This window comes from Janthinobacterium sp. SUN120, assembly GCF_030397735.1.
GTDB classification, from domain to species: Bacteria; Pseudomonadota; Gammaproteobacteria; order Burkholderiales; family Burkholderiaceae_D; genus Janthinobacterium; species Janthinobacterium kumbetense.
The window spans coordinates 266,137-283,695 of the sequence record NZ_JAPUBW010000004.1 but is presented as its reverse complement, the minus strand read 5'-3'; the positions used below and the strand labels follow the sequence as shown (position 1 = coordinate 283,695).

The 17,559-nt window shown below is 59.5% G+C and carries 20 protein-coding genes; 13 read left to right on the top strand and 7 right to left on the bottom strand.

The window, feature by feature from the left end; all coding sequences use genetic code 11:
- Position 1: 1 nt before the first annotated feature.
- Entirely contained in the window at positions 2–322 is a 321-nt protein-coding gene (gene sugE, locus O0879_RS21900; RefSeq protein ID WP_289918719.1) for a quaternary ammonium compound efflux SMR transporter SugE, read from the bottom strand.
- Between the two features lie 317 nt (positions 323–639).
- Here sugE and mnmG point away from each other — a divergent pair, with 317 nt between their 5' ends.
- The 13 genes from mnmG (at position 640) to O0879_RS21835 (ending at position 12,467) form a co-directional block, all read left to right on the top strand.
- Positions 640–2,577, top strand: a complete 1,938-nt coding sequence (gene mnmG / locus O0879_RS21895; RefSeq protein ID WP_289918717.1) for a tRNA uridine-5-carboxymethylaminomethyl(34) synthesis enzyme MnmG — start codon at positions 640–642, stop codon at positions 2,575–2,577.
- The gene (gene rsmG / locus O0879_RS21890; protein WP_289899681.1) at positions 2,574–3,218 is read left to right on the top strand and encodes a 16S rRNA (guanine(527)-N(7))-methyltransferase RsmG; all 645 of its coding nucleotides are present in this window, start codon (positions 2,574–2,576) and stop codon (positions 3,216–3,218) included. Before mnmG ends, rsmG begins: the two co-directional genes overlap by 4 nt.
- A 158-nt stretch (positions 3,219–3,376) precedes the next feature.
- A complete protein-coding gene (locus O0879_RS21885) occupies positions 3,377–4,147 on the top strand; it encodes an AAA family ATPase (RefSeq protein ID WP_034752687.1) in 771 nt (256 codons plus the stop codon).
- Positions 4,148–4,211: 64 nt separating this feature from the next.
- Complete coding sequence (locus tag O0879_RS21880; protein ID WP_289905986.1) at positions 4,212–5,096, top strand: ParB/RepB/Spo0J family partition protein; 885 nt, start codon at positions 4,212–4,214, stop codon at positions 5,094–5,096.
- 270 nt (positions 5,097–5,366) lie between these two features.
- Entirely contained in the window at positions 5,367–5,735 is a 369-nt protein-coding gene (locus tag O0879_RS21875) for an ATP synthase subunit I (protein ID WP_035823464.1), read from the top strand.
- A 51-nt stretch (positions 5,736–5,786) separates the two neighbouring features.
- Complete coding sequence (gene atpB / locus O0879_RS21870; protein ID WP_046681851.1) at positions 5,787–6,596, top strand: F0F1 ATP synthase subunit A; 810 nt, start codon at positions 5,787–5,789, stop codon at positions 6,594–6,596.
- 59 nt (positions 6,597–6,655) lie between these two features.
- Positions 6,656–6,934 carry a F0F1 ATP synthase subunit C gene (gene atpE / locus O0879_RS21865; protein ID WP_034752695.1) on the top strand — a complete coding sequence of 93 codons (279 nt, stop codon included), beginning with the start codon at positions 6,656–6,658 and terminating at the stop codon, positions 6,932–6,934.
- Positions 6,935–6,977: 43 nt separating this feature from the next.
- Positions 6,978–7,448 (top strand): F0F1 ATP synthase subunit B, encoded by a 471-nt coding sequence (locus tag O0879_RS21860; protein ID WP_034752697.1) that lies wholly within the window; start codon positions 6,978–6,980, stop codon positions 7,446–7,448.
- A 2-nt stretch (positions 7,449–7,450) separates the two neighbouring features.
- The gene (locus tag O0879_RS21855; RefSeq protein WP_034752699.1) at positions 7,451–7,996 is read left to right on the top strand and encodes a F0F1 ATP synthase subunit delta; all 546 of its coding nucleotides are present in this window, start codon (positions 7,451–7,453) and stop codon (positions 7,994–7,996) included.
- Between the two features lie 78 nt (positions 7,997–8,074).
- A complete protein-coding gene (gene atpA / locus O0879_RS21850; RefSeq protein ID WP_034752701.1) occupies positions 8,075–9,616 on the top strand; it encodes a F0F1 ATP synthase subunit alpha in 1,542 nt (513 codons plus the stop codon).
- A 63-nt stretch (positions 9,617–9,679) separates the two neighbouring features.
- A complete protein-coding gene (atpG, locus tag O0879_RS21845) occupies positions 9,680–10,555 on the top strand; it encodes a F0F1 ATP synthase subunit gamma (protein ID WP_034783836.1) in 876 nt (291 codons plus the stop codon).
- 29 nt (positions 10,556–10,584) lie between these two features.
- Positions 10,585–11,985 carry a F0F1 ATP synthase subunit beta gene (gene atpD / locus O0879_RS21840; protein WP_034752705.1) on the top strand — a complete coding sequence of 467 codons (1,401 nt, stop codon included), beginning with the start codon at positions 10,585–10,587 and terminating at the stop codon, positions 11,983–11,985.
- A 62-nt stretch (positions 11,986–12,047) separates the two neighbouring features.
- Positions 12,048–12,467 (top strand): F0F1 ATP synthase subunit epsilon, encoded by a 420-nt coding sequence (locus O0879_RS21835; protein WP_077398374.1) that lies wholly within the window; start codon positions 12,048–12,050, stop codon positions 12,465–12,467.
- A 59-nt stretch (positions 12,468–12,526) separates the two neighbouring features.
- Here O0879_RS21835 and rsgA read toward each other — a convergent pair whose 3' ends face one another.
- The 6 genes from rsgA to O0879_RS21805 form a co-directional block, all read right to left on the bottom strand.
- Positions 12,527–13,594, bottom strand: coding sequence for a ribosome small subunit-dependent GTPase A (gene rsgA, locus O0879_RS21830; protein WP_289918715.1), 1,068 nt, complete (start codon positions 13,592–13,594; stop codon positions 12,527–12,529).
- Positions 13,595–13,858: 264 nt separating this feature from the next.
- Positions 13,859–14,410 (bottom strand): hypothetical protein, encoded by a 552-nt coding sequence (locus tag O0879_RS21825; RefSeq protein ID WP_289918714.1) that lies wholly within the window; start codon positions 14,408–14,410, stop codon positions 13,859–13,861.
- 63 nt (positions 14,411–14,473) lie between these two features.
- Positions 14,474–14,845, bottom strand: coding sequence for an adenosylmethionine decarboxylase (gene speD, locus O0879_RS21820; protein ID WP_289918713.1), 372 nt, complete (start codon positions 14,843–14,845; stop codon positions 14,474–14,476).
- A 2-nt stretch (positions 14,846–14,847) separates the two neighbouring features.
- A complete protein-coding gene (locus O0879_RS21815) occupies positions 14,848–15,018 on the bottom strand; it encodes a hypothetical protein (RefSeq protein ID WP_157814714.1) in 171 nt (56 codons plus the stop codon).
- On the bottom strand, positions 15,015–16,478 hold the full coding sequence (locus tag O0879_RS21810; protein WP_289918712.1) for a DUF4178 domain-containing protein: 1,464 nt from the start codon (positions 16,476–16,478) through the stop codon (positions 15,015–15,017). The genes O0879_RS21815 and O0879_RS21810 overlap by 4 nt, the downstream gene beginning before the upstream one ends.
- 20 nt (positions 16,479–16,498) lie before the next feature.
- The gene (locus tag O0879_RS21805) at positions 16,499–17,533 is read right to left on the bottom strand and encodes an SPFH domain-containing protein (protein WP_289918711.1); all 1,035 of its coding nucleotides are present in this window, start codon (positions 17,531–17,533) and stop codon (positions 16,499–16,501) included.
- Positions 17,534–17,559: the final 26 nt, after the last annotated feature.

Here is a 17,559-nt window from a genome sequence, read left to right as displayed (position 1 = left end):
CTCAGTGGCTGGACGACAGTTTCATCAGCACGATGCCGCACACGATGAGGACGGCGGCGCACACGCGCATGGTGTTGACTTGCTCGCCCAGAAAGACGATGCCGACGATGAAGGCGCCGACGGCGCCGATGCCCGTCCAGATCGTGTAGGCCGTGCCCAGGGGCAGGGTGCGCATGGCCAGCGACAGCAAGCCGAAGCTGGCGATCATCATGACGATGGTAATGACGGAGGGAGTGAGTTTGGTGAAACCCTCGGAGAGTTTCATCGAGTATGCCCACACGACTTCAAATACGCCGGCAATGAGTAATAGTATCCAGGCCATGGCGGCTCCTTATACAGAGCGGGCCGTCCCGGTGTGTTCCCATGATGGGGGAGGCCGTCCTCCTGGATGATCGTCCCGCTGGCCACTGGCGTGGTCACGTTGACGGACGATGCGGCAATTGTAGCAAACATTTCACACCACCGCAGCCCTCTGCCTGACCACGTTGCGTGTTCCACGTGAAACAGAAATCGTCGTTGACTGGCCCCTGCTGAGTAAAAATTAAGCAAAAAATGCGCTGCGCAAGGTTGCGCTTGCAAAAAGACTCTATAATCGGAGCTCTCATCCCGCATTTTTACTTGCACTGTTACCTATTTATCATGTTATTTCCTACAGAATTCGACGTCATCGTTGTCGGTGGTGGTCACGCCGGTACCGAGGCGGCCCTCGCTTCCGCCCGCATGGGGCAGAAGACGCTATTGCTCACGCATAATATTGAGACACTGGGCCAGATGTCGTGCAACCCTTCCATCGGTGGCATCGGCAAGGGCCACCTGGTCAAGGAAGTCGATGCCATGGGCGGCGCGATGGCGATCGCCACCGACGAGTCCGGCATCCAATTCCGCATCCTGAATTCCTCGAAAGGCCCGGCAGTCCGCGCCACGCGCGCCCAGGCCGACCGTATTTTGTACAAGGCCGCCATCCGTACGCGCCTGGAAAACCAGACTAACCTGTGGCTGTTCCAGCAAGCCGTCGATGACCTGATCGTCGAAGGCGACCGGGTCGTCGGCGCCGTCACGCAGATCGGCTTGAAGTTTCTCGCGCGCGCCGTCGTGTTGACGGCCGGAACCTTCCTCGACGGCAAGATCCACGTGGGCTTGAATAACTACTCGGCCGGCCGTGCCGGCGACCCGCCCGCCATTTCCCTGTCGGCCCGCCTGAAAGAGCTGAAACTGCCGCAGGGCCGCCTGAAAACGGGCACGCCGCCGCGCATCGATGGTCGCACGATCGACTTCTCCGTGATGCAAGAGCAGCCGGGCGACCTCGATCCCGTGCCCGTCTTTTCTGTCATGGGCAACACGGCCATGCACCCGCGCCAGGTGCCATGCTGGGTTACGCACACGAATAACCAGACGCACGACATCATCCGTGCCGGCCTGGACCGCAGCCCCATGTACACGGGCGTCATCGAAGGCGTGGGGCCCCGCTATTGCCCCTCGATTGAAGACAAGATCCACCGTTTCTCGGGCAAGGAATCGCACCAGATCTTCCTCGAGCCGGAAGGCTTGACGACGCATGAGTTCTATCCGAACGGCATCTCCACGAGCTTGCCGTTCGACGTGCAGATCGCCCTGGTGCAGTCGATGAAGGGCATGGAAAACGCGCACATCCTGCGTCCCGGCTATGCCATCGAATACGATTATTTCGACCCGCGCGGCTTGAAGGCATCGCTGGAAACGAAGGCCGTCGCCGGCCTGTTCTTTGCGGGCCAGATCAACGGCACCACGGGCTACGAGGAAGCGGCCGCGCAAGGCATGCTGGCGGGCCTGAATGCGGCCTTGCTGACGCAGGACAAGGAAGCCTGGGTACCGGGCCGCTCCGAGGCCTATCTGGGCGTGCTGGTCGACGATCTGATCACGCAGGGCGTGCAGGAACCGTACCGCATGTTTACCAGCCGCGCCGAGTACCGTTTGAGCCTGCGCGAAGACAATGCCGACATGCGCCTGACGGAAATCGGCCGCGCCCTGGGCTGCGTGGGCGACGCCCAATGGCAAGCGTTTGAAACGAAGCGCGAAGCGGTGGCGCGCGAGCTTGAGCGCCTGCGTTCCACGTGGGTCAACCCGCGCATCCTGGCAGCCGCCGAATCGGAGCGCATCGTGGGCCAGGCCATCGAGCGCGAGTATTCGCTGGCGGACTTGCTGCGCCGTCCGAACGTCGCCTACGACACCTTGATGAGCATGACGGGCATCGAAGGCCAGGCCCTGGCCGGCCCCGGCGTGGAAGACGCGGCCGTGCGCGAGCAGGTGGAAATCCAGCTCAAATACGCGGGCTACATCGAGCGCCAGAGCAAGGAAATCGAGCGCCACGAACACTATGAAAACCTGGCCTTGCCAGAGGGTTTCAATTACCTGGACATCGGCGCGCTGTCCGTCGAAGTGCGGCAAAAACTCGACAAGCAGCGCCCGGAAACCCTGGGCCAGGCTTCGCGCATTTCCGGCGTGACGCCGGCGGCGATTTCGCTGCTGCTGGTCCACCTGAAAAAGCGCGGCTTCGGTGCCGCGCAGACCACCACTTTAAAGGACGAGGTTGTTGAATGAAGCAGTTTGACCGGGCCGCATTGGCCCAGATTTTGAATGAAGGCATCGCCGCGCTGGGGCTGGACCTGAGCGCGGATCAGACGGAAAAACTGCTCGATTACCTGGCCTTGCTGGCCAAATGGAACAGCGTGTACAACCTGACGTCGGTGCGCGATCCGCTGCAGATGCTGACCCTGCACGTGCTCGATTCGCTGGCCGCCGTGCCGGCCTTCGCGCAGGCGAAAAACGTGCTCGACGTGGGCGCCGGCGGCGGCTTGCCGGGCATGGTGCTGGCCATCGCGCGGCCCGATGTGAAGGTGTCGATGATCGACACGGTGCATAAAAAGACGGCATTCCTGACGCAAGTGAAGGCCGAACTGGGCCTCGCCAACGTGACCGTGTACACGAAACGCGTGGAACAGCTGGAAGTGCAGCAGAAATTCGACGTGATCACCTCGCGCGCCTTTGCCGACCTGTCCGACTTCGTCAACTGGTCGAACCACGTGCTGGCCGAGGGCGGGCAATTCATCGCCTTGAAAGGGGTGGCACCGCCAGATGAGCGTGAGAGACTGCCGGCAGACTGGCAAGTGACGGAATTGCGGCCTATCCAGGTGCCAGGGCTAAATGCAGAGCGTCATCTGGTCTTTATAGCAAGAATTTAAAAACCGGAAATTAAACGGTATAAATCATATAAACAGTTTATACGGTATAAACGATATAAATGATTTATATCGTATAAACGAAATAAATAATATAAATCGTTTCGGCCGGGTGCCGGGGCGCACGATGAAGTTTGCATCTCTTTACAACTAGAAGATACATGGCCAAAATTTTTTGTGTAGCAAATCAAAAGGGTGGTGTTGGTAAAACCACAACAAGCGTCAACCTCTCCGCCGGTCTGGCCAAGTTGAACCAGCGCGTGCTGCTGGTCGACCTCGACCCGCAAGGCAACGCGACCATGGGCGCCGGCATCAACAAGGCCGGCCTGAAGGCGTCGACCTATGAAGTGATGCTGGGCGAGTCCGATGTCAAGACGGCACGCCAGCGTTCGGAAGCGGGGCGCTTCGATGTCTTGCCGTCGAACCGCGAGCTGGCCGGCGCGGAAGTGGAGATGGTCGAACTGGACAACCGCGAACGCCGCCTGAAGGATGCGCTGGCCGAAGTGGACGGCGAATACGACTTCATATTAGTAGATTGCCCACCGGCATTATCGATGCTGACCCTGAACGGCCTGTGCGCCGCGCATGGCGTGATCATCCCGATGCAGTGCGAGTACTACGCGCTGGAAGGTTTGTCCGACCTGGTCAACACCATCAAGAAGGTGCACGCCAACCTGAACCCAGATTTGAAGATCATCGGCCTGTTGCGCGTGATGTTCGATCCACGCATGACATTATCGCAACAAGTGTCGGCGCAGCTGGAGCAGCACTTCGGCGACAAGGTATTCAATACCATCATCCCGCGCAATGTCCGCCTGGCCGAAGCGCCATCGTACGGCTTGCCCGGCGTGACCTTCGACCCCAGCTCGAAAGGTGCCCAGGCGTATATCGCCTTCGGCGCCGAGATGGTCGAACGTATCAAACATATGTAAACAAGGGGCGAGCGCCTGCACATTGCGATGTAAGCGCTTACTCTGAAAACACGATTAGGACAGCATGGCTACGAAAAAATTAAAAGGACTGGGTCGCGGACTCGACGCCCTGTTGGGCGGCGGCGGCGACTTTGCCAGTCCGGACACGAATCAACCGTCGAACTTGCCCGTGTCGCAAATGCAAGCGGGCAAATACCAGCCGCGCACGCGCATGGACGAGGGGGCCTTGAATGAACTGGCCGCCTCGATCAAGGCGCAGGGGCTGATGCAGCCGATCCTGGTGCGGCCGATCGGGCAAGACACCCTGAGCGGCGTTATCAAATATGAAATCATCGCTGGCGAACGCCGTTTCCGCGCCTCGCAGCTGGCCGGCCTGACGGAAGTGCCGGTATTGGTGCGCGACGTGGACGATCTGGCCGCCGCCGCCATGGCGCTGATCGAGAACATTCAGCGCGAAGACTTGAATCCGCTGGAAGAGGCGCAGGGCATCCACCGCCTGATCGCCGACTTCAGTTTTACGCATGAGCAAGCGGCCACTGCGCTGGGACGCTCGCGCAGCGCCGTGTCGAACCTGTTGCGTTTGATGAACCTGGCCAATCCAGTGCAAACCATGCTGATGGCCGGCGATATCGACATGGGCCATGCGCGCGCGCTGCTGGCCGTCGATGCGGCCAGCCAGATCACCCTGGCGAACCAGGTCGTGGCCAAGCGCCTGTCGGTGCGCGAAACGGAAAAGCTCGTCACCCGCACGGTCGAGGAAGCGGCCAACCCGGTCGAACCGCGGCAGAAGGAAAAGTCCGGCGACATCGCGCGCCTGGAAGAAGAGTTGTCCGATGCGCTGGCCACGCCCGTGGTGTTCAAGATGGGCAACAAGGGCCGCGGCCAATTGGTGATTGATTTTGCCGATCTTGACGTGCTCGATGGTTTGTTGACCCGCTTGCGTGGTTAAATAGCAAGCTGCAAAGACAGGGGCCATGCGGGTGTGGACGATCCAGCCATGCTTTCCAGATGCACCACGTGATTCCTTGATAACACGGCTGGAAGCGGCCAGACAAGCGACTTTGCCATATAGTGGTGCAAAAGGCGGCGAATAGTCGGTAAAGCGTCAGTTTCACGCAGCAATTGCCCTGCTGCGGTGCAGCAACGTTTGACTCTATAGATCAAAGCCAACTATAATCCCGTGTCTTTGCGTGTGTAGATTTTTCTGGGAACTTGGCAATTGAGTGATTCACAACAAAGTATTGCCAAGCCAGTCTACAAAGTAGTTGCATTGCAGCTAGCAATCGCTATCAGCTTTGCCACGGTCACCCTGTTTTTTGGTGGCAATGTCAGAGGCTGGTCCGCCGCATACGGCGGCGCTATCGCAGTCATCGGTAGCCTGGTGTATGCCCTGTTGGTGGTTCGCGGTTCTAGCGACGCCAATAAGGCATTCCGGGCGCATTTGCGCGCAGAAGTGGTGAAAATATTTATCACAGCGGTGCTGTTTATATTGGCACTGGTGTTGTTTCAGTCGGCCGCCTGGTTATGGCTGATCTTGGGTTTCGCGGTGGCAACCTTAGCATACTGGTTTTCATTGCTCGCTGTTTAATCATTGGTTTTGGGGCCTGTTGAGCTCTGAAACGACAAATCTAAATTCATTATGACCACAGAACACGCTATTGAAGCGGGCCATGCTGCCCCGGCCAACGCCACAGAATACATCAGTCACCATCTGGCCCACCTGAGAAGTGCCGACGGCATGATCAATCTGGATACGTTCTGGATTTCGGCCATTCTGGGCTTTGTTTTCCTGGCTGTTTTCTATATGGCGTCGCGCCGCGCGACGGCTGGTGTCCCTGGCAAGTTGCAAAACTTCGTCGAAATGGTCATGGAAATCGTCAATGACACTATTAATGGGGCCTTCCACGCGAAAAGCAAGGTCATCGCGCCGCTGGCCATCACTATTTTTGTGTGGGTCTGGTTGCTCAACGCGATGGACTTCCTGCCGGTTGACCTGTTGCCGAAGATCCTGAGCTGGTTTGGCGTGCATAAACTGCGCGCCGTGCCGACCGCCGACGTCAACCACACCTTCGCCATGTCGCTGTCGGTCGTGCTGTGCGTGATCGCCTTCTCGATCAAGGCCAAGGGCCTGGGCGGCTGGATCAAGGAACTGTTCACGGCACCGTTCCATGCGAGCGGCCTGATCGGCACGATCGCCCTGGCACCTGTCAATTTCCTGCTGCAAATGGTTGAGCTGGTTGCAAAACTGATCTCCCTGTCGCTGCGACTGTTCGGCAATATGTATGCCGGCGAACTGATTTTCATCTTGATCGCGTTGTTGCCTTGGTGGGCACAGTGGGCGTTGGGTGGTCCATGGGCAATTTTCCATATCTTGATTGTAACTTTGCAAGCTTTTGTGTTTATGGCGTTGACGGTTGTGTATCTGAGCCTTGCGGTTGAGAAACATTAATCATTAACTTTATATTTTGTTTTTTTAGTATCTTTCGTTTTTAAATTTAGGAGAATTTTATGCAAGCTCTGATCGCACAAGTACAAAGCATGACCGTTCTGGCAGCAGCAATCATCATCGGCCTGGCCGCAATCGGCACCGCTCTGGGCTTCGCTATCTTGGGTGGCAAATTCCTGGAAGCTTCGGCACGTCAACCAGAACTGATGCCACAACTGCAAACCAAACTGTTCGTTATCGCTGGTCTGCTGGATGCTATCTCGATGATCGGCGTTGGTGTTGCTCTGCTGTACACGTTCGCTAACCCGTTCCTGTCCGCTCTGACGGCTGTTGCTCAGTAATTCGCTCCAACCCTAGGAGAAACTTTTAGTTAGGAGCAAAGGTATGGACATCAATATGTCGCTCATCGGCCAGATGATCACCTTCGCGGTGTTGGTCTGGTTCTCGATGAAGTTCGTATTTCCAGCGCTGAACAACGCGCTGGATGAGCGTGCCAAACGAATCGCGGATGGATTGGCTGCGGCCGATCAAGGTCAGGCTTCGATGGCAGTCGCTGAAAAGCGTGCGCAAGAGGCATTGAACAGTGCACGTGAAGAAGCGTCGCAACGCGTTGCGGACGCTGAAAAGCGCGCGCAGCTGGTTGCTGAAGAGATCAAGCAAAATGCACAAGCTGAAGCTGCGCGTATCATTGCGCAAGCCCAGTCGGACGCCGAACAGCAACTGTCGAAAGCACGCGAACAATTGCGCGCTCAGGTGGCTGACCTGGCTGTCAAGGGTGCCGAGCAGATCTTGAAGCGTGAAGTAAACGCTACGGCTCACGCCGAAATGTTGCAGCGTCTTGCTGTCGAGCTGTAATCATGGCAGAACTCGCAACCGTCGCCCGTCCCTACGCGGAAGCTTTGTTCCGCGTAGCCCAAGCTGGTAAGGAGTCAAGCAACCTCGCGGCGTGGTCCGAACTGGTGTCCGAACTGGCACAGATCGGTAGCCACCCCGAGGTACAGGCGTACGCGCGCAATCCGAAAGTTTCGGAAAGCGACGTCGCCGCCACCATCCTGTCGTTGTTGAAATCGCCGCTCAATGAGGAAGTGAAAAACTTCGTCACGATGTTGATCGAAAATGGCCGCATCAGCCTGCTGCCGGAAATCGGCGCGCAATTCCATGCCTTGAAAAATGGCCTGGAAGGTGCGGCTGACGCCGAGATCACGAGCGCTTTCGATCTGAGCGAAGGCCAAACGGCCGAGCTGGTCGCAACGCTGGAAAAGAAATTCAGTCGTAAGCTCAACCCTGCCGTCACAGTGGATCCATCGCTGCTCGGCGGCGTGCGCGTGGTTGTTGGCGACCAAGTGCTCGACACCTCGGTGCGCGCCAAGCTGCAGCAACTGCACGCTGCACTGGTGTCGTAAGACACGCGCTTCGGCAGGCCAGCTTAGACAGACCCTTACCCCTCGCGCAAGCTGAGAGAAACACTTTTAGGAGTTAGTATGCAACTCAACCCATCTGAAATCAGCGAGTTGATCAAGAGCCGGATCCAAGGTCTTGACGGCGGCGCTGAAGTGCGTAATCAAGGCACGGTTATTTCCGTCGCCGACGGTATCTGCCGCATCCACGGTTTGTCGGACGTGATGCAAGGCGAGATGCTGGAATTCCCAGGCAACACGTTTGGCCTGGCCATGAATCTGGAACGCGACTCCGTCGGTTCCGTGATTCTGGGTGCCTACGAGCACATCTCCGAAGGCGACACGGTGAAATGCACCGGCCGCATTCTGGAAGTGCCAGTCGGTCCTGAGCTGCTCGGCCGCGTTGTCAACGCGCTGGGTCAGCCGATCGACGGCAAAGGCGCCATCGAGACCAAACTGACGGCCGCGATTGAAAAAATCGCCCCGGGCGTGATCGCCCGTGAATCCGTTTCGCAACCAATGCAAACCGGCCTGAAATCGATCGATGCGATGGTTCCAGTTGGCCGCGGCCAGCGCGAACTGATCATCGGCGACCGTCAAACCGGCAAGTCGGCTGTGGCGATTGATGCGATCATCAATCAAAAAGGCCAGGGCATGAAGTGTATCTACGTCGCGATTGGCCAAAAAGCCTCGTCGATCAAGAACATCGTGCGCTCGCTGGAACAGCACGGCGCGATGGAATACACCATCGTTGTCGCCGCTTCCGCTTCGGAATCGGCCGCCATGCAATACATCTCGCCGTACTCCGGTTGCGCCATGGGCGAATACTTCCGTGACCGCGGTGAAGATGCACTGATCGTCTACGATGATCTGTCCAAACAAGCTGTTGCATACCGTCAAATCTCGCTGCTGCTGCGCCGTCCACCAGGTCGCGAAGCGTACCCAGGCGACGTGTTCTACCTGCACAGCCGCCTGCTGGAACGCGCAGCACGCGTGAACGCCGACTATGTCGAGAAGTTCACCGACGGCGCCGTCAAAGGCAAGACCGGTTCCCTGACGGCACTGCCGATCATTGAAACGCAAGCTGGCGACGTGTCCGCATTCGTTCCAACCAACGTGATTTCGATTACCGACGGTCAGATCTTCCTGGAAACCTCGCTGTTCAACGCTGGTATCCGTCCTGCAATTAACGCCGGTATTTCCGTATCGCGCGTCGGTGGCGCCGCCCAGACCAAGGTCATCAAAAACCTGTCCGGCGGTATCCGTACCGACTTGGCGCAGTACCGTGAACTGGCCGCGTTTGCGCAGTTCGCTTCGGACCTGGATGAATCGACCCGCAAGCAGCTGGACCGCGGCGCGCGCGTAACGGAATTGCTGAAGCAAGCCCAATACTCGCCACTGTCGATCTCGCTGATGGCCGTATCGCTGTTCTCGGTGAACAAAGGCTTCATGGACGACGTGCCAGTCAAGCAAGTGCTGTCGTTCGAAGCTGGTGTCCACGCTTACATGAAGACCAAGCAAGCTGCTCTGCTGGCCAAGATCGAAGAAACCAAGCAACTCGACAAAGACAGCGAAGCAACTCTGTCGGCGGCCATTGCTGATTTCAAGAAATCCGGCGCATATTAAGCGGCCAGGCGGCGCCCACCTTTGAGTGAGGCGCCGCCCTACGCGCAGAAGGAGTAAGGACTCATGGCATCAAGCAAAGAGATACGAGGCAAGATCAAGAGCGTAGAGAATACGAAGAAGATCACCAAGGCGATGGAAATGGTCGCCGCGTCCAAAATGCGCAAGGCGCAAGACCGGATGCGGGCCGCCCGTCCCTACAGTGACAAGATTCGGAATATCGCCGCCAATCTGGCGACCGCCAATCCGGAATACACGCACCCGTTCCTGGCAGCTGCCCAGGGCACGCAAGCGAAGGCAGTGGGTTTCATCGTTGTCACGACCGACAAGGGTCTGTGCGGCGGCATGAACACCAACATCCTGCGCCAGGTGACGTCGAAGTCGCGCGAGCTGGAAGCAGCTGGCAACCGGGTTGAAGCAGTTGCCATCGGTAACAAGGGTTTGGGTTTTTTGAATCGCATCGGCGTCAAGATCATTGCGCACGCCATTCAAACCGGTGATACGCCCCACCTGGACAAACTGATCGGACCCGTCAAGGTCATGCTCGAAGAGTTCCAGGCAGGCAAGATCGATGCAGTGTACCTGTGCTACACCAAATTCATCAACACGATGAAACAGGAACCAGTCGTGGAGCAATTGCTGCCCCTGACGGCCGACAAGATGGTCGCCGACAAGGGTGCCCACTCGTGGGATTACATCTACGAGCCGGACGCGCAAAGCGTGATCGACGAATTGCTGGAGCGCTATGTAGAAGCGCTGGTGTACCAGGCAGTCGCGGAGAATCTGGCGTCCGAGCAATCGGCACGGATGGTCGCGATGAAAGCTGCAAGCGACAACGCGGGTAGTGTGATCGGCGAATTGAAGCTGATCTACAACAAGACCCGTCAAGCTGCGATTACCAAAGAACTCTCCGAAATCGTCGCCGGTGCGGCTGCGGTTTAAACGAATTTAACTATATTGAAGGAACGAACATGGCTGATGGCAAAATCGTTCAGTGTATCGGCGCTGTGGTGGACGTTGAGTTTCCCCGCAACGCGATGCCTAAGGTATTTGATGCCTTGAAGATGGCAGGCTCGGAACTGACCCTGGAAGTACAACAGCAGTTGGGCGACGGCATTGTCCGTACCATTGCACTCGGCTCGTCCGATGGCCTGCGTCGCGGCATGATGATCCAGAACACCGGCAAACCAATCATGGTGCCAGTCGGTAAAGCAACCCTGGGTCGCATCATGGACGTGCTGGGCAACCCGATCGACGAATGCGGCCCTGTGTCGCACGAGCAGATCGCGTCGATCCACCGCACCGCTCCTGCATACGACGAACTGTCGCCATCGCAAGAACTGCTGGAAACCGGCATCAAGGTGATCGACCTGGTTTGCCCGTTTGCAAAAGGCGGTAAAGTTGGTCTGTTCGGCGGCGCTGGCGTAGGCAAGACCGTGAACATGATGGAACTGATTAACAACATCGCCAAGGCGCACAGCGGCGTGTCCGTGTTCGCCGGTGTCGGTGAGCGTACCCGTGAAGGTAACGACTTCTATCACGAGATGGCTGACGCGAAAGTGGTCGATCTGGAAAACCCAGAGAACTCCAAAGTGGCGATGGTCTACGGTCAGATGAATGAACCGCCAGGTAACCGTCTGCGCGTTGCGCTGACCGGCCTGACGATCGCGGAATCGTTCCGTGATGAAGGCAAGGACGTTCTGTTCTTCGTCGACAACATCTACCGCTTCACGCTGGCCGGTACCGAAGTATCGGCACTGCTGGGCCGTATGCCATCGGCTGTGGGTTACCAACCGACCCTGGCGGAAGAAATGGGCCGTCTGCAAGAGCGTATTACGTCGACCAAGACCGGTTCGATCACCTCGATCCAGGCCGTCTACGTTCCAGCCGATGATTATACCGATCCGTCGCCTGCTACCACGTTTGCTCACTTGGATTCGACCGTTGCGCTGTCGCGTGACATCGCTTCCCTGGGTATCTACCCAGCCGTGGACCCACTGGATTCGACCTCGCGTCAGCTGGATCCGTTGATCGTTGGTCAAGAGCACTATGACACCGCGCGTGCCGTGCAAACGACCCTGCAACGCTACAAGGAATTGCGCGACATTATCGCGATTCTGGGTATGGACGAGCTGGCACCGGAAGACAAACTGCTGGTCGCCCGCGCACGTAAGATGCAGCGTTTCCTGTCGCAGCCTTTCCACGTCGCTGAAGTCTTTACCGGCGCGCCTGGTAAATACGTTTCGCTCAAAGACACGATCAAGGGCTTCAAAATGATCGCTTCGGGCGAACTCGATCACCTGCCGGAACAAGCGTTCTACATGGTCGGCACGATCGAAGAAGCAATCGAAAAAGCCAAGAAACTTAACTAAGTTAAGTCTGGGCCTAACCCCGCCCCTTAGAAGGCGGGGTTCTTCAACCCGATAGGACACACATGGCACACACAATTCACGTTGACGTGGTTTCCGCTGAAGAACTGATTTTTTCAGGCGAAGCAGAATTCGTCGCGTTGCCGGGTGAACAGGGCGAGCTGGGTATCTACCCACGTCACACGCCTTTGATTACCCGCATCCGTCCGGGCGCGGTCCGCATCAAGGTAGTCGGCCAGGCTGAAGAAGAGTTCGTCTTCGTTGCCGGCGGCCTGCTGGAAGTGCAACCGGATACCGTGACCGTCCTGGCCGATACCGCGATCCGCGGTCACGACCTCGACGAAGCGAAAGCGCTGGAAGCGAAGAAGTTGGCGGAAGAAAATATCCACAACAAGGATTCGGGCATCGACTACGCGCAAGCGCAAGCCGAGCTGGCCAGCGCGATTGCGCAGCTGGCAGCGATCCAGAAGCTGCGCAAGCTGTAATCAGCGAGCCAGCAACAAGAAAGGCAGCCTTCGGGCTGCCTTTTTTTATGCTTTGACGGCTATTCCTGGCGCTTCTGCCTGCTCCTTTCCTGCCCCGCCTTCAAGATCGTCTTCCACCTGGCGCGCGCGGCGATGCGCTCGAGCGGCGTCTCCTCGCCGCGCCGGGCGTCGCGCAGCAGCTTGTGATAATTGCGCAGGCGATCCGCATCGACGGCGCCACGCACCTGGCAGCCTGGTTCGCTGGCGTGCTGGCAGTCGCGGAACTGGCACGTCGAGGCGAGCGCCGCGATGTCGTCAAATGTGGCCGCCAGGGTCTGCGCATCGGCGTCGGCCTGCCAGCTGCGTAAGCCCGGCGTATCGATGATGCAAGCGCCGCTGGCGCACAGGTGCAGCGAGCGCGCCGTCGTCGTATGCCGGCCACGGCCGTCGCCATGGCGCACGCCGTTGGTTGCCTGCTGCGCCGCAGACAAGGTATTGGTCAGACTGGACTTGCCGGCGCCCGATGAACCGAGCAGCACCAAGGTCTGGCCGGCACCCAGCCACGGTTCCAGGATGGCCACGTCATACGCATGGCGCGTATCGATGGCAAACAGGGGCACGTGGGACGGCAGGCGCTGTTTGAGCTGCGCCAGCTTGCCCTGCACGTCGTCGGCCACGTCGGCCTTGCTCAGCACCACCACGGGGCTGACCTGGGCCGCCAGCACGATGGCCAGATAGCGTTCCAGCCGGCGTGGGTTGAAATCCCCGTCCAGTCCCATTACCAGCAGGGCCGTATCGACATTGTTGGCGAGCACTTGCCGCCGGCCGTCATTGCCGCGCCGGGCGATTTGCGTGACTGGGGATAAGTGCGCCGTTATCCACAGCGTGCCGTGAGCATCGTGTTCGGCGGCGACCCAGTCGCCGACCGTGAGGACGGTGTCTTGCGCCAGCAGCTCGTGCAACAGGCGCGGCAGGACCTGTGCCGGGTGTTCCCGGGTGCCGTCGTGCACGAGAAGGCTGTCGCGGTGGACGGCGCTCACGCGCAGCAGTTGTGCGGCAGGGGAAGATAAGTCGAGTTGGGTGGCTGCGCCGGCGATGGCCTGCTGCAGCCCGATAAGGCGTAGTTGCGCAAAATCGAATGCGATCATGGTAGCGTGATTCCAAATTCTGTCGTCCGCGTACGGACGTGAAGCCTGCGCGTGCAGGCACCGCCAGTCGTTATGACTGGCACGAAAGAAAGGGAAGTCGGCTACGCGATCACGCGTATGGGCAATGGCGGGCTAAGGGTCTTAGCGGGGAAAGACCGTGATCAGGCAGCCGACAGCACGGCAGTATCCGAATGGCGCATGTTGTCTACTCCTGTTGTGTGAGGGAAAACGCCAGTGTGCCAGCGGCGCGCGCCGCCGTCAACATTAGCTGCACATGCCGTAAGCGCTGCGCTCGGGGAAATAGCGGTACGTAAACGTGCGCACCGGGTAGCGCTTGCCGGCGACGAGCATGTCGGGCATGGATAAATCAAAGCGCTGCGGCAGCTGGCGCGGCAGTTGCAGGCGCAGGCGCCACTGGGTTTCGGCGCTCGAACCGACGGCGGAAAACATGATGGGCAGCTGCTCGATGACGTCGACGATTTCCGCCTTGCGGTTCATGCCGCGCTGGTAGATGGTCAGCACCTTGGCTTCGGCGAAGGACTGCTGTTTTGGTTCTTCCAGCAGGAAGGACAGGCGCGTGAAGCTGGCTTGCGTGCCGATGGGAAGAGTAAAAATCAGCGCCAGCTCGGTGCCGCCATCCTTCAGGGTGACAGGCGGTGTGGCATACACGCTGATACCGCGCGGCAGCTCGAAGCGTGAACCCTCCGTCCACGTCTTGCACTCGGGCGTGGTGGCCTGGTACAGGCTGGGCGCCGTGTAGTCGTTGCAGGCTGAAACCAGCAGCAGGGGCAGGGCAAGGAGGGCGGAACGGCGCATGGGAGTCACGGTTGGGATATGAGCCGACAGTGTAAGCGATCCCCCCGCGATCCACCAGCGGCGCTAGGAATGCCCGGGTGGCGCGCGCCGCACCGATTGCAGCTGGCAGTGCGTCGCCTGCAGCGCATCCTTGATGGCGTCGAGCGCCAGTTGCGGCCGGGCTGCGCCGCACATGAAGATATCGACGGCGGCAAAGCCGCATTCCGGCCAGGTGTGGATGGAGATGTGCGATTCGGCCAGCAGCACCACGCCCGTGACGCCCTGGCCGGCGCCAAAGCTGTGGAAATGGCTGTGCAGCACCTGGGCGCCGGCCGCGACGGCCGCGTCGCGCAACAGGCGATCGAGCGCGGCGCCATCGCGCAGGCGTTCCGGTGCGATGCCCGACAGGTCCGCCAGCAAATGGGTGCCTAGGGGCAGATGCGGTGTGGCTGTCATGCTTACTTGTGGCTGCCGCCGCTGGAGCCGCCGCCATAGCTGCCGCCGCCGCTGCCCGTGCGCGAACTCCAGCTGCTGCCGCTGCTGCTGCCGGCCACCTTGAACATGCGCACCCAGTTGGCGGCGGTAACACTGAAGGTCACCATCAGGGCGTAGATCACGTATTTACTCATGGGGGATTCTTTGCATTCTTGTCGAGAAAAGCGGCAGGCAGGAACAGCGCCAGGCAGCCCAGCAAACTCCACATCAGGGTGCTGGAGAATGAGACAAACATGGGGACCGCATTCAAGACCAGCACGATGACGATGAAGACCTTGGCGATGCCGCGATGACTGAGCTGGATATTCTGCACTTTGGCGCCGCCATGGAAGGCGCTGCCGAACCAGGCGGCCATCTGGTCATGGGCGACGGGCGCGGAGCGCGACCAGGTCATTTCCTCGCCGGTGAGCTCCGCCGCCAGTTTGGTCTGTCCCTGCTCGAATTCAAACACGCGCGTGCTGTCGCCGACGGCCACCTTCCAGTTGAAGGCACCCGCCGCATACACGACCTGCGAGCCGTAGTCATACAGTTTGCGGTAGGTGGCGCCATCGAGCGTGCAGGTATCGGCGTCCAATGAGGCCCAGTTGGGCCAGTTCGGCAGCACGTTCGAGCGCGACCAGCCATCGTCGGTTTCCACCAGCCAGAAGAAGCCGGCGCGCGCGCCATACAGCAGGTATTCGTTCCACTCGCTGCTTTCGTCGTCGGCGCGGCGCATCATGCCGATCACCGTGAAATCCACATTGTTGATCTTCGCGCTGGCGCCCAGCTCCAGGGTGAGGTCGGCGTTGTCGTGCACCTGCTTGCCGATGGCCAGCACCTGCGCTTCCGGACCGCTGGCGTCGAGTTGCGCATGGCAGGCGGGACACACCAGCTGCGCTGCAGCGCCGGGCACATATTGGATGCCGCTGCCGCAGGACGGGCAGTCGAGCGCATCGAGCTTGCCGCGGTACTTGCCGGCGCTCCTGGCGATGGTATCGTCGTCGCGCAGCAGCTGGCACTTCAAACTGTCCAGGGTGACGGCGACGCCCTGGTAGACGATGGGTTGCGGGCCATCCGTATAGTCGAGCGTGACAAAGCTGGCGTAGTTGCGGAAGTCCGCCACCTGGATGCGCCAGCCAGCGCCCACCTTGAAGGGCAATTCTCCCTGGCCGGCGATGCATTCGGCGCTGCGGATCTCGGCCGCCGTGTACGGTTCGCCGCAGATCGTGTAGCGCCTGCCCGGCGCCAGCTCGGCAAAGGCAGGCAGCGCGTCTTGCGTGCTGCGTACGCGCGTCAGGGTGTACAGGCCGGACGAGTCGCCCAGCCACGCCGTGCTGGCGTCGTCGAACAGCAGATACCACTCGTTCCACGTACCGGCGCTGTAGCGCTGCTGGATGCGGCCGACGACGGTGAAGTGCACGCCATCGTGCACGCCGGCCGTGCCGATCTGGATCGGCGAATAGTCTTCCAGGACGGCCGACATCTTGCCCACGTCCCTGACGGAATCGGCGTCCTTGAGGATGGTGCTGTGGCAGTACTCGCACACGGCGAGTACGGAAGCGTGCGAGCGGAAGCGGACTTCCGCGCCGCAGCTGGGACAGGAAACAGTTTGCATGCAGTCGTATTTCGCTCTAATCAGCCGATCAGTTTTTTCAGCAGTTCAGCCTTTGCGCCGTCGTAGTCGGCCGGCGAAATGAGGCCCTTGTCGAGCAAGCCCTTGAGCTTTTCCAGCCGCGCCTCGATCGGTTCTTCCACGGGGGCCGGTGGCGCCGCAGGAGCCGGGGCGGGCTGCTGCAAGGCGCCACCCATGCTTTGCGCCATCACCTGGCCGATCGACAGTCCGGCACCGAGGCCCGCGCCGATGCCTGCCATGCCGCCTTCGTTCTGCGCCGCCAGCGGGATCGCATTGGCCACCTGGAATTTCGTGTAGCCGCTCATCTTGTCGGCGCCCAGGCCGCCCTTCATGCCGGCCGAGATGCGCTCGTCCAGCGCCGCCTGCAATTCTTCTGGCAGGCTGATGCTGGCCACGTTGAATTCATCGAGGCCCACGCCGTAGCGGGAAAACGCCTGCGCCAGGCCATCCTTGACCTCCTGCGCCATCAGCGCCTGGTTGGCCGCCATGTCGAGGAAGGGGACATTCGCGCCGCCCAGCGAGCTGGCCATGCTCGACATCAAAATGCCGCGCAATTGATCTTCCACTTCGTCGCGCGTATACACTTCGCGCGTGCCGCTGATTTCGGTGAAGAAGGTGCGGGCGTCGGCGATGCGGTACGAGTACATGCCGAAGGCGCGCACGCGGATCATGTCGAAATCCTTGTCGCGGATGGTGATCGGCTGTGGCGTGCCCCATTTGCGGCCAGTTTGCACGCGCGTGCTGAAGTAATACACGTCCGACTTGAACGGCGAATCGAACAGCTTGTCCCAGTTTTTCAGGTTGGTCAGCAGCGGTAGGGTTTGCGTCGTCAGCTTGTGCGTGCCGGGACCGAAGACGTCGGCGATCTTGCCTTCATTGACGAAGACGGCGACCTGCGATTCGCGCACATTCAGGATGGCGCCGTTCTGGATCTCGAAATCCTGCATGGGAAAACGCCAGGCCAGCACGCCTTCCGTCTCTTCGTTCCACTGCAGTACGTCGATAAACTGCTTCTTGATAAAGCTGCCGAGGCTCATGATGGATATCCTTGAAAAAGATAAAG

Coding starts and splice junctions, on each gene's coding strand:
- rsgA (WP_289918715.1), bottom strand. CDS start 13,594: ATGATCGCATTCGATTTTGCGCAACTACGCCTTATCGGGCTGCAGCAG.
- speD (WP_289918713.1), bottom strand. CDS start 14,845: ATGACAGCCACACCGCATCTGCCCCTAGGCACCCATTTGCTGGCGGAC.
- rsmG (WP_289899681.1), top strand. CDS start 2,574: ATGAAGCAGTTTGACCGGGCCGCATTGGCCCAGATTTTGAATGAAGGC.
- mnmG (WP_289918717.1), top strand. CDS start 640: ATGTTATTTCCTACAGAATTCGACGTCATCGTTGTCGGTGGTGGTCAC.
- O0879_RS21880 (WP_289905986.1), top strand. CDS start 4,212: ATGGCTACGAAAAAATTAAAAGGACTGGGTCGCGGACTCGACGCCCTG.
- O0879_RS21885 (WP_034752687.1), top strand. CDS start 3,377: ATGGCCAAAATTTTTTGTGTAGCAAATCAAAAGGGTGGTGTTGGTAAA.
- atpB (WP_046681851.1), top strand. CDS start 5,787: ATGACCACAGAACACGCTATTGAAGCGGGCCATGCTGCCCCGGCCAAC.
- atpG (WP_034783836.1), top strand. CDS start 9,680: ATGGCATCAAGCAAAGAGATACGAGGCAAGATCAAGAGCGTAGAGAAT.
- atpD (WP_034752705.1), top strand. CDS start 10,585: ATGGCTGATGGCAAAATCGTTCAGTGTATCGGCGCTGTGGTGGACGTT.
- O0879_RS21805 (WP_289918711.1), bottom strand. CDS start 17,533: ATGAGCCTCGGCAGCTTTATCAAGAAGCAGTTTATCGACGTACTGCAG.
- atpA (WP_034752701.1), top strand. CDS start 8,075: ATGCAACTCAACCCATCTGAAATCAGCGAGTTGATCAAGAGCCGGATC.
- O0879_RS21825 (WP_289918714.1), bottom strand. CDS start 14,410: ATGCGCCGTTCCGCCCTCCTTGCCCTGCCCCTGCTGCTGGTTTCAGCC.
- O0879_RS21855 (WP_034752699.1), top strand. CDS start 7,451: ATGGCAGAACTCGCAACCGTCGCCCGTCCCTACGCGGAAGCTTTGTTC.
- O0879_RS21815 (WP_157814714.1), bottom strand. CDS start 15,018: ATGAGTAAATACGTGATCTACGCCCTGATGGTGACCTTCAGTGTTACC.
- atpE (WP_034752695.1), top strand. CDS start 6,656: ATGCAAGCTCTGATCGCACAAGTACAAAGCATGACCGTTCTGGCAGCA.
- O0879_RS21835 (WP_077398374.1), top strand. CDS start 12,048: ATGGCACACACAATTCACGTTGACGTGGTTTCCGCTGAAGAACTGATT.
- O0879_RS21860 (WP_034752697.1), top strand. CDS start 6,978: ATGGACATCAATATGTCGCTCATCGGCCAGATGATCACCTTCGCGGTG.
- O0879_RS21810 (WP_289918712.1), bottom strand. CDS start 16,478: ATGCAAACTGTTTCCTGTCCCAGCTGCGGCGCGGAAGTCCGCTTCCGC.
- sugE (WP_289918719.1), bottom strand. CDS start 322: ATGGCCTGGATACTATTACTCATTGCCGGCGTATTTGAAGTCGTGTGG.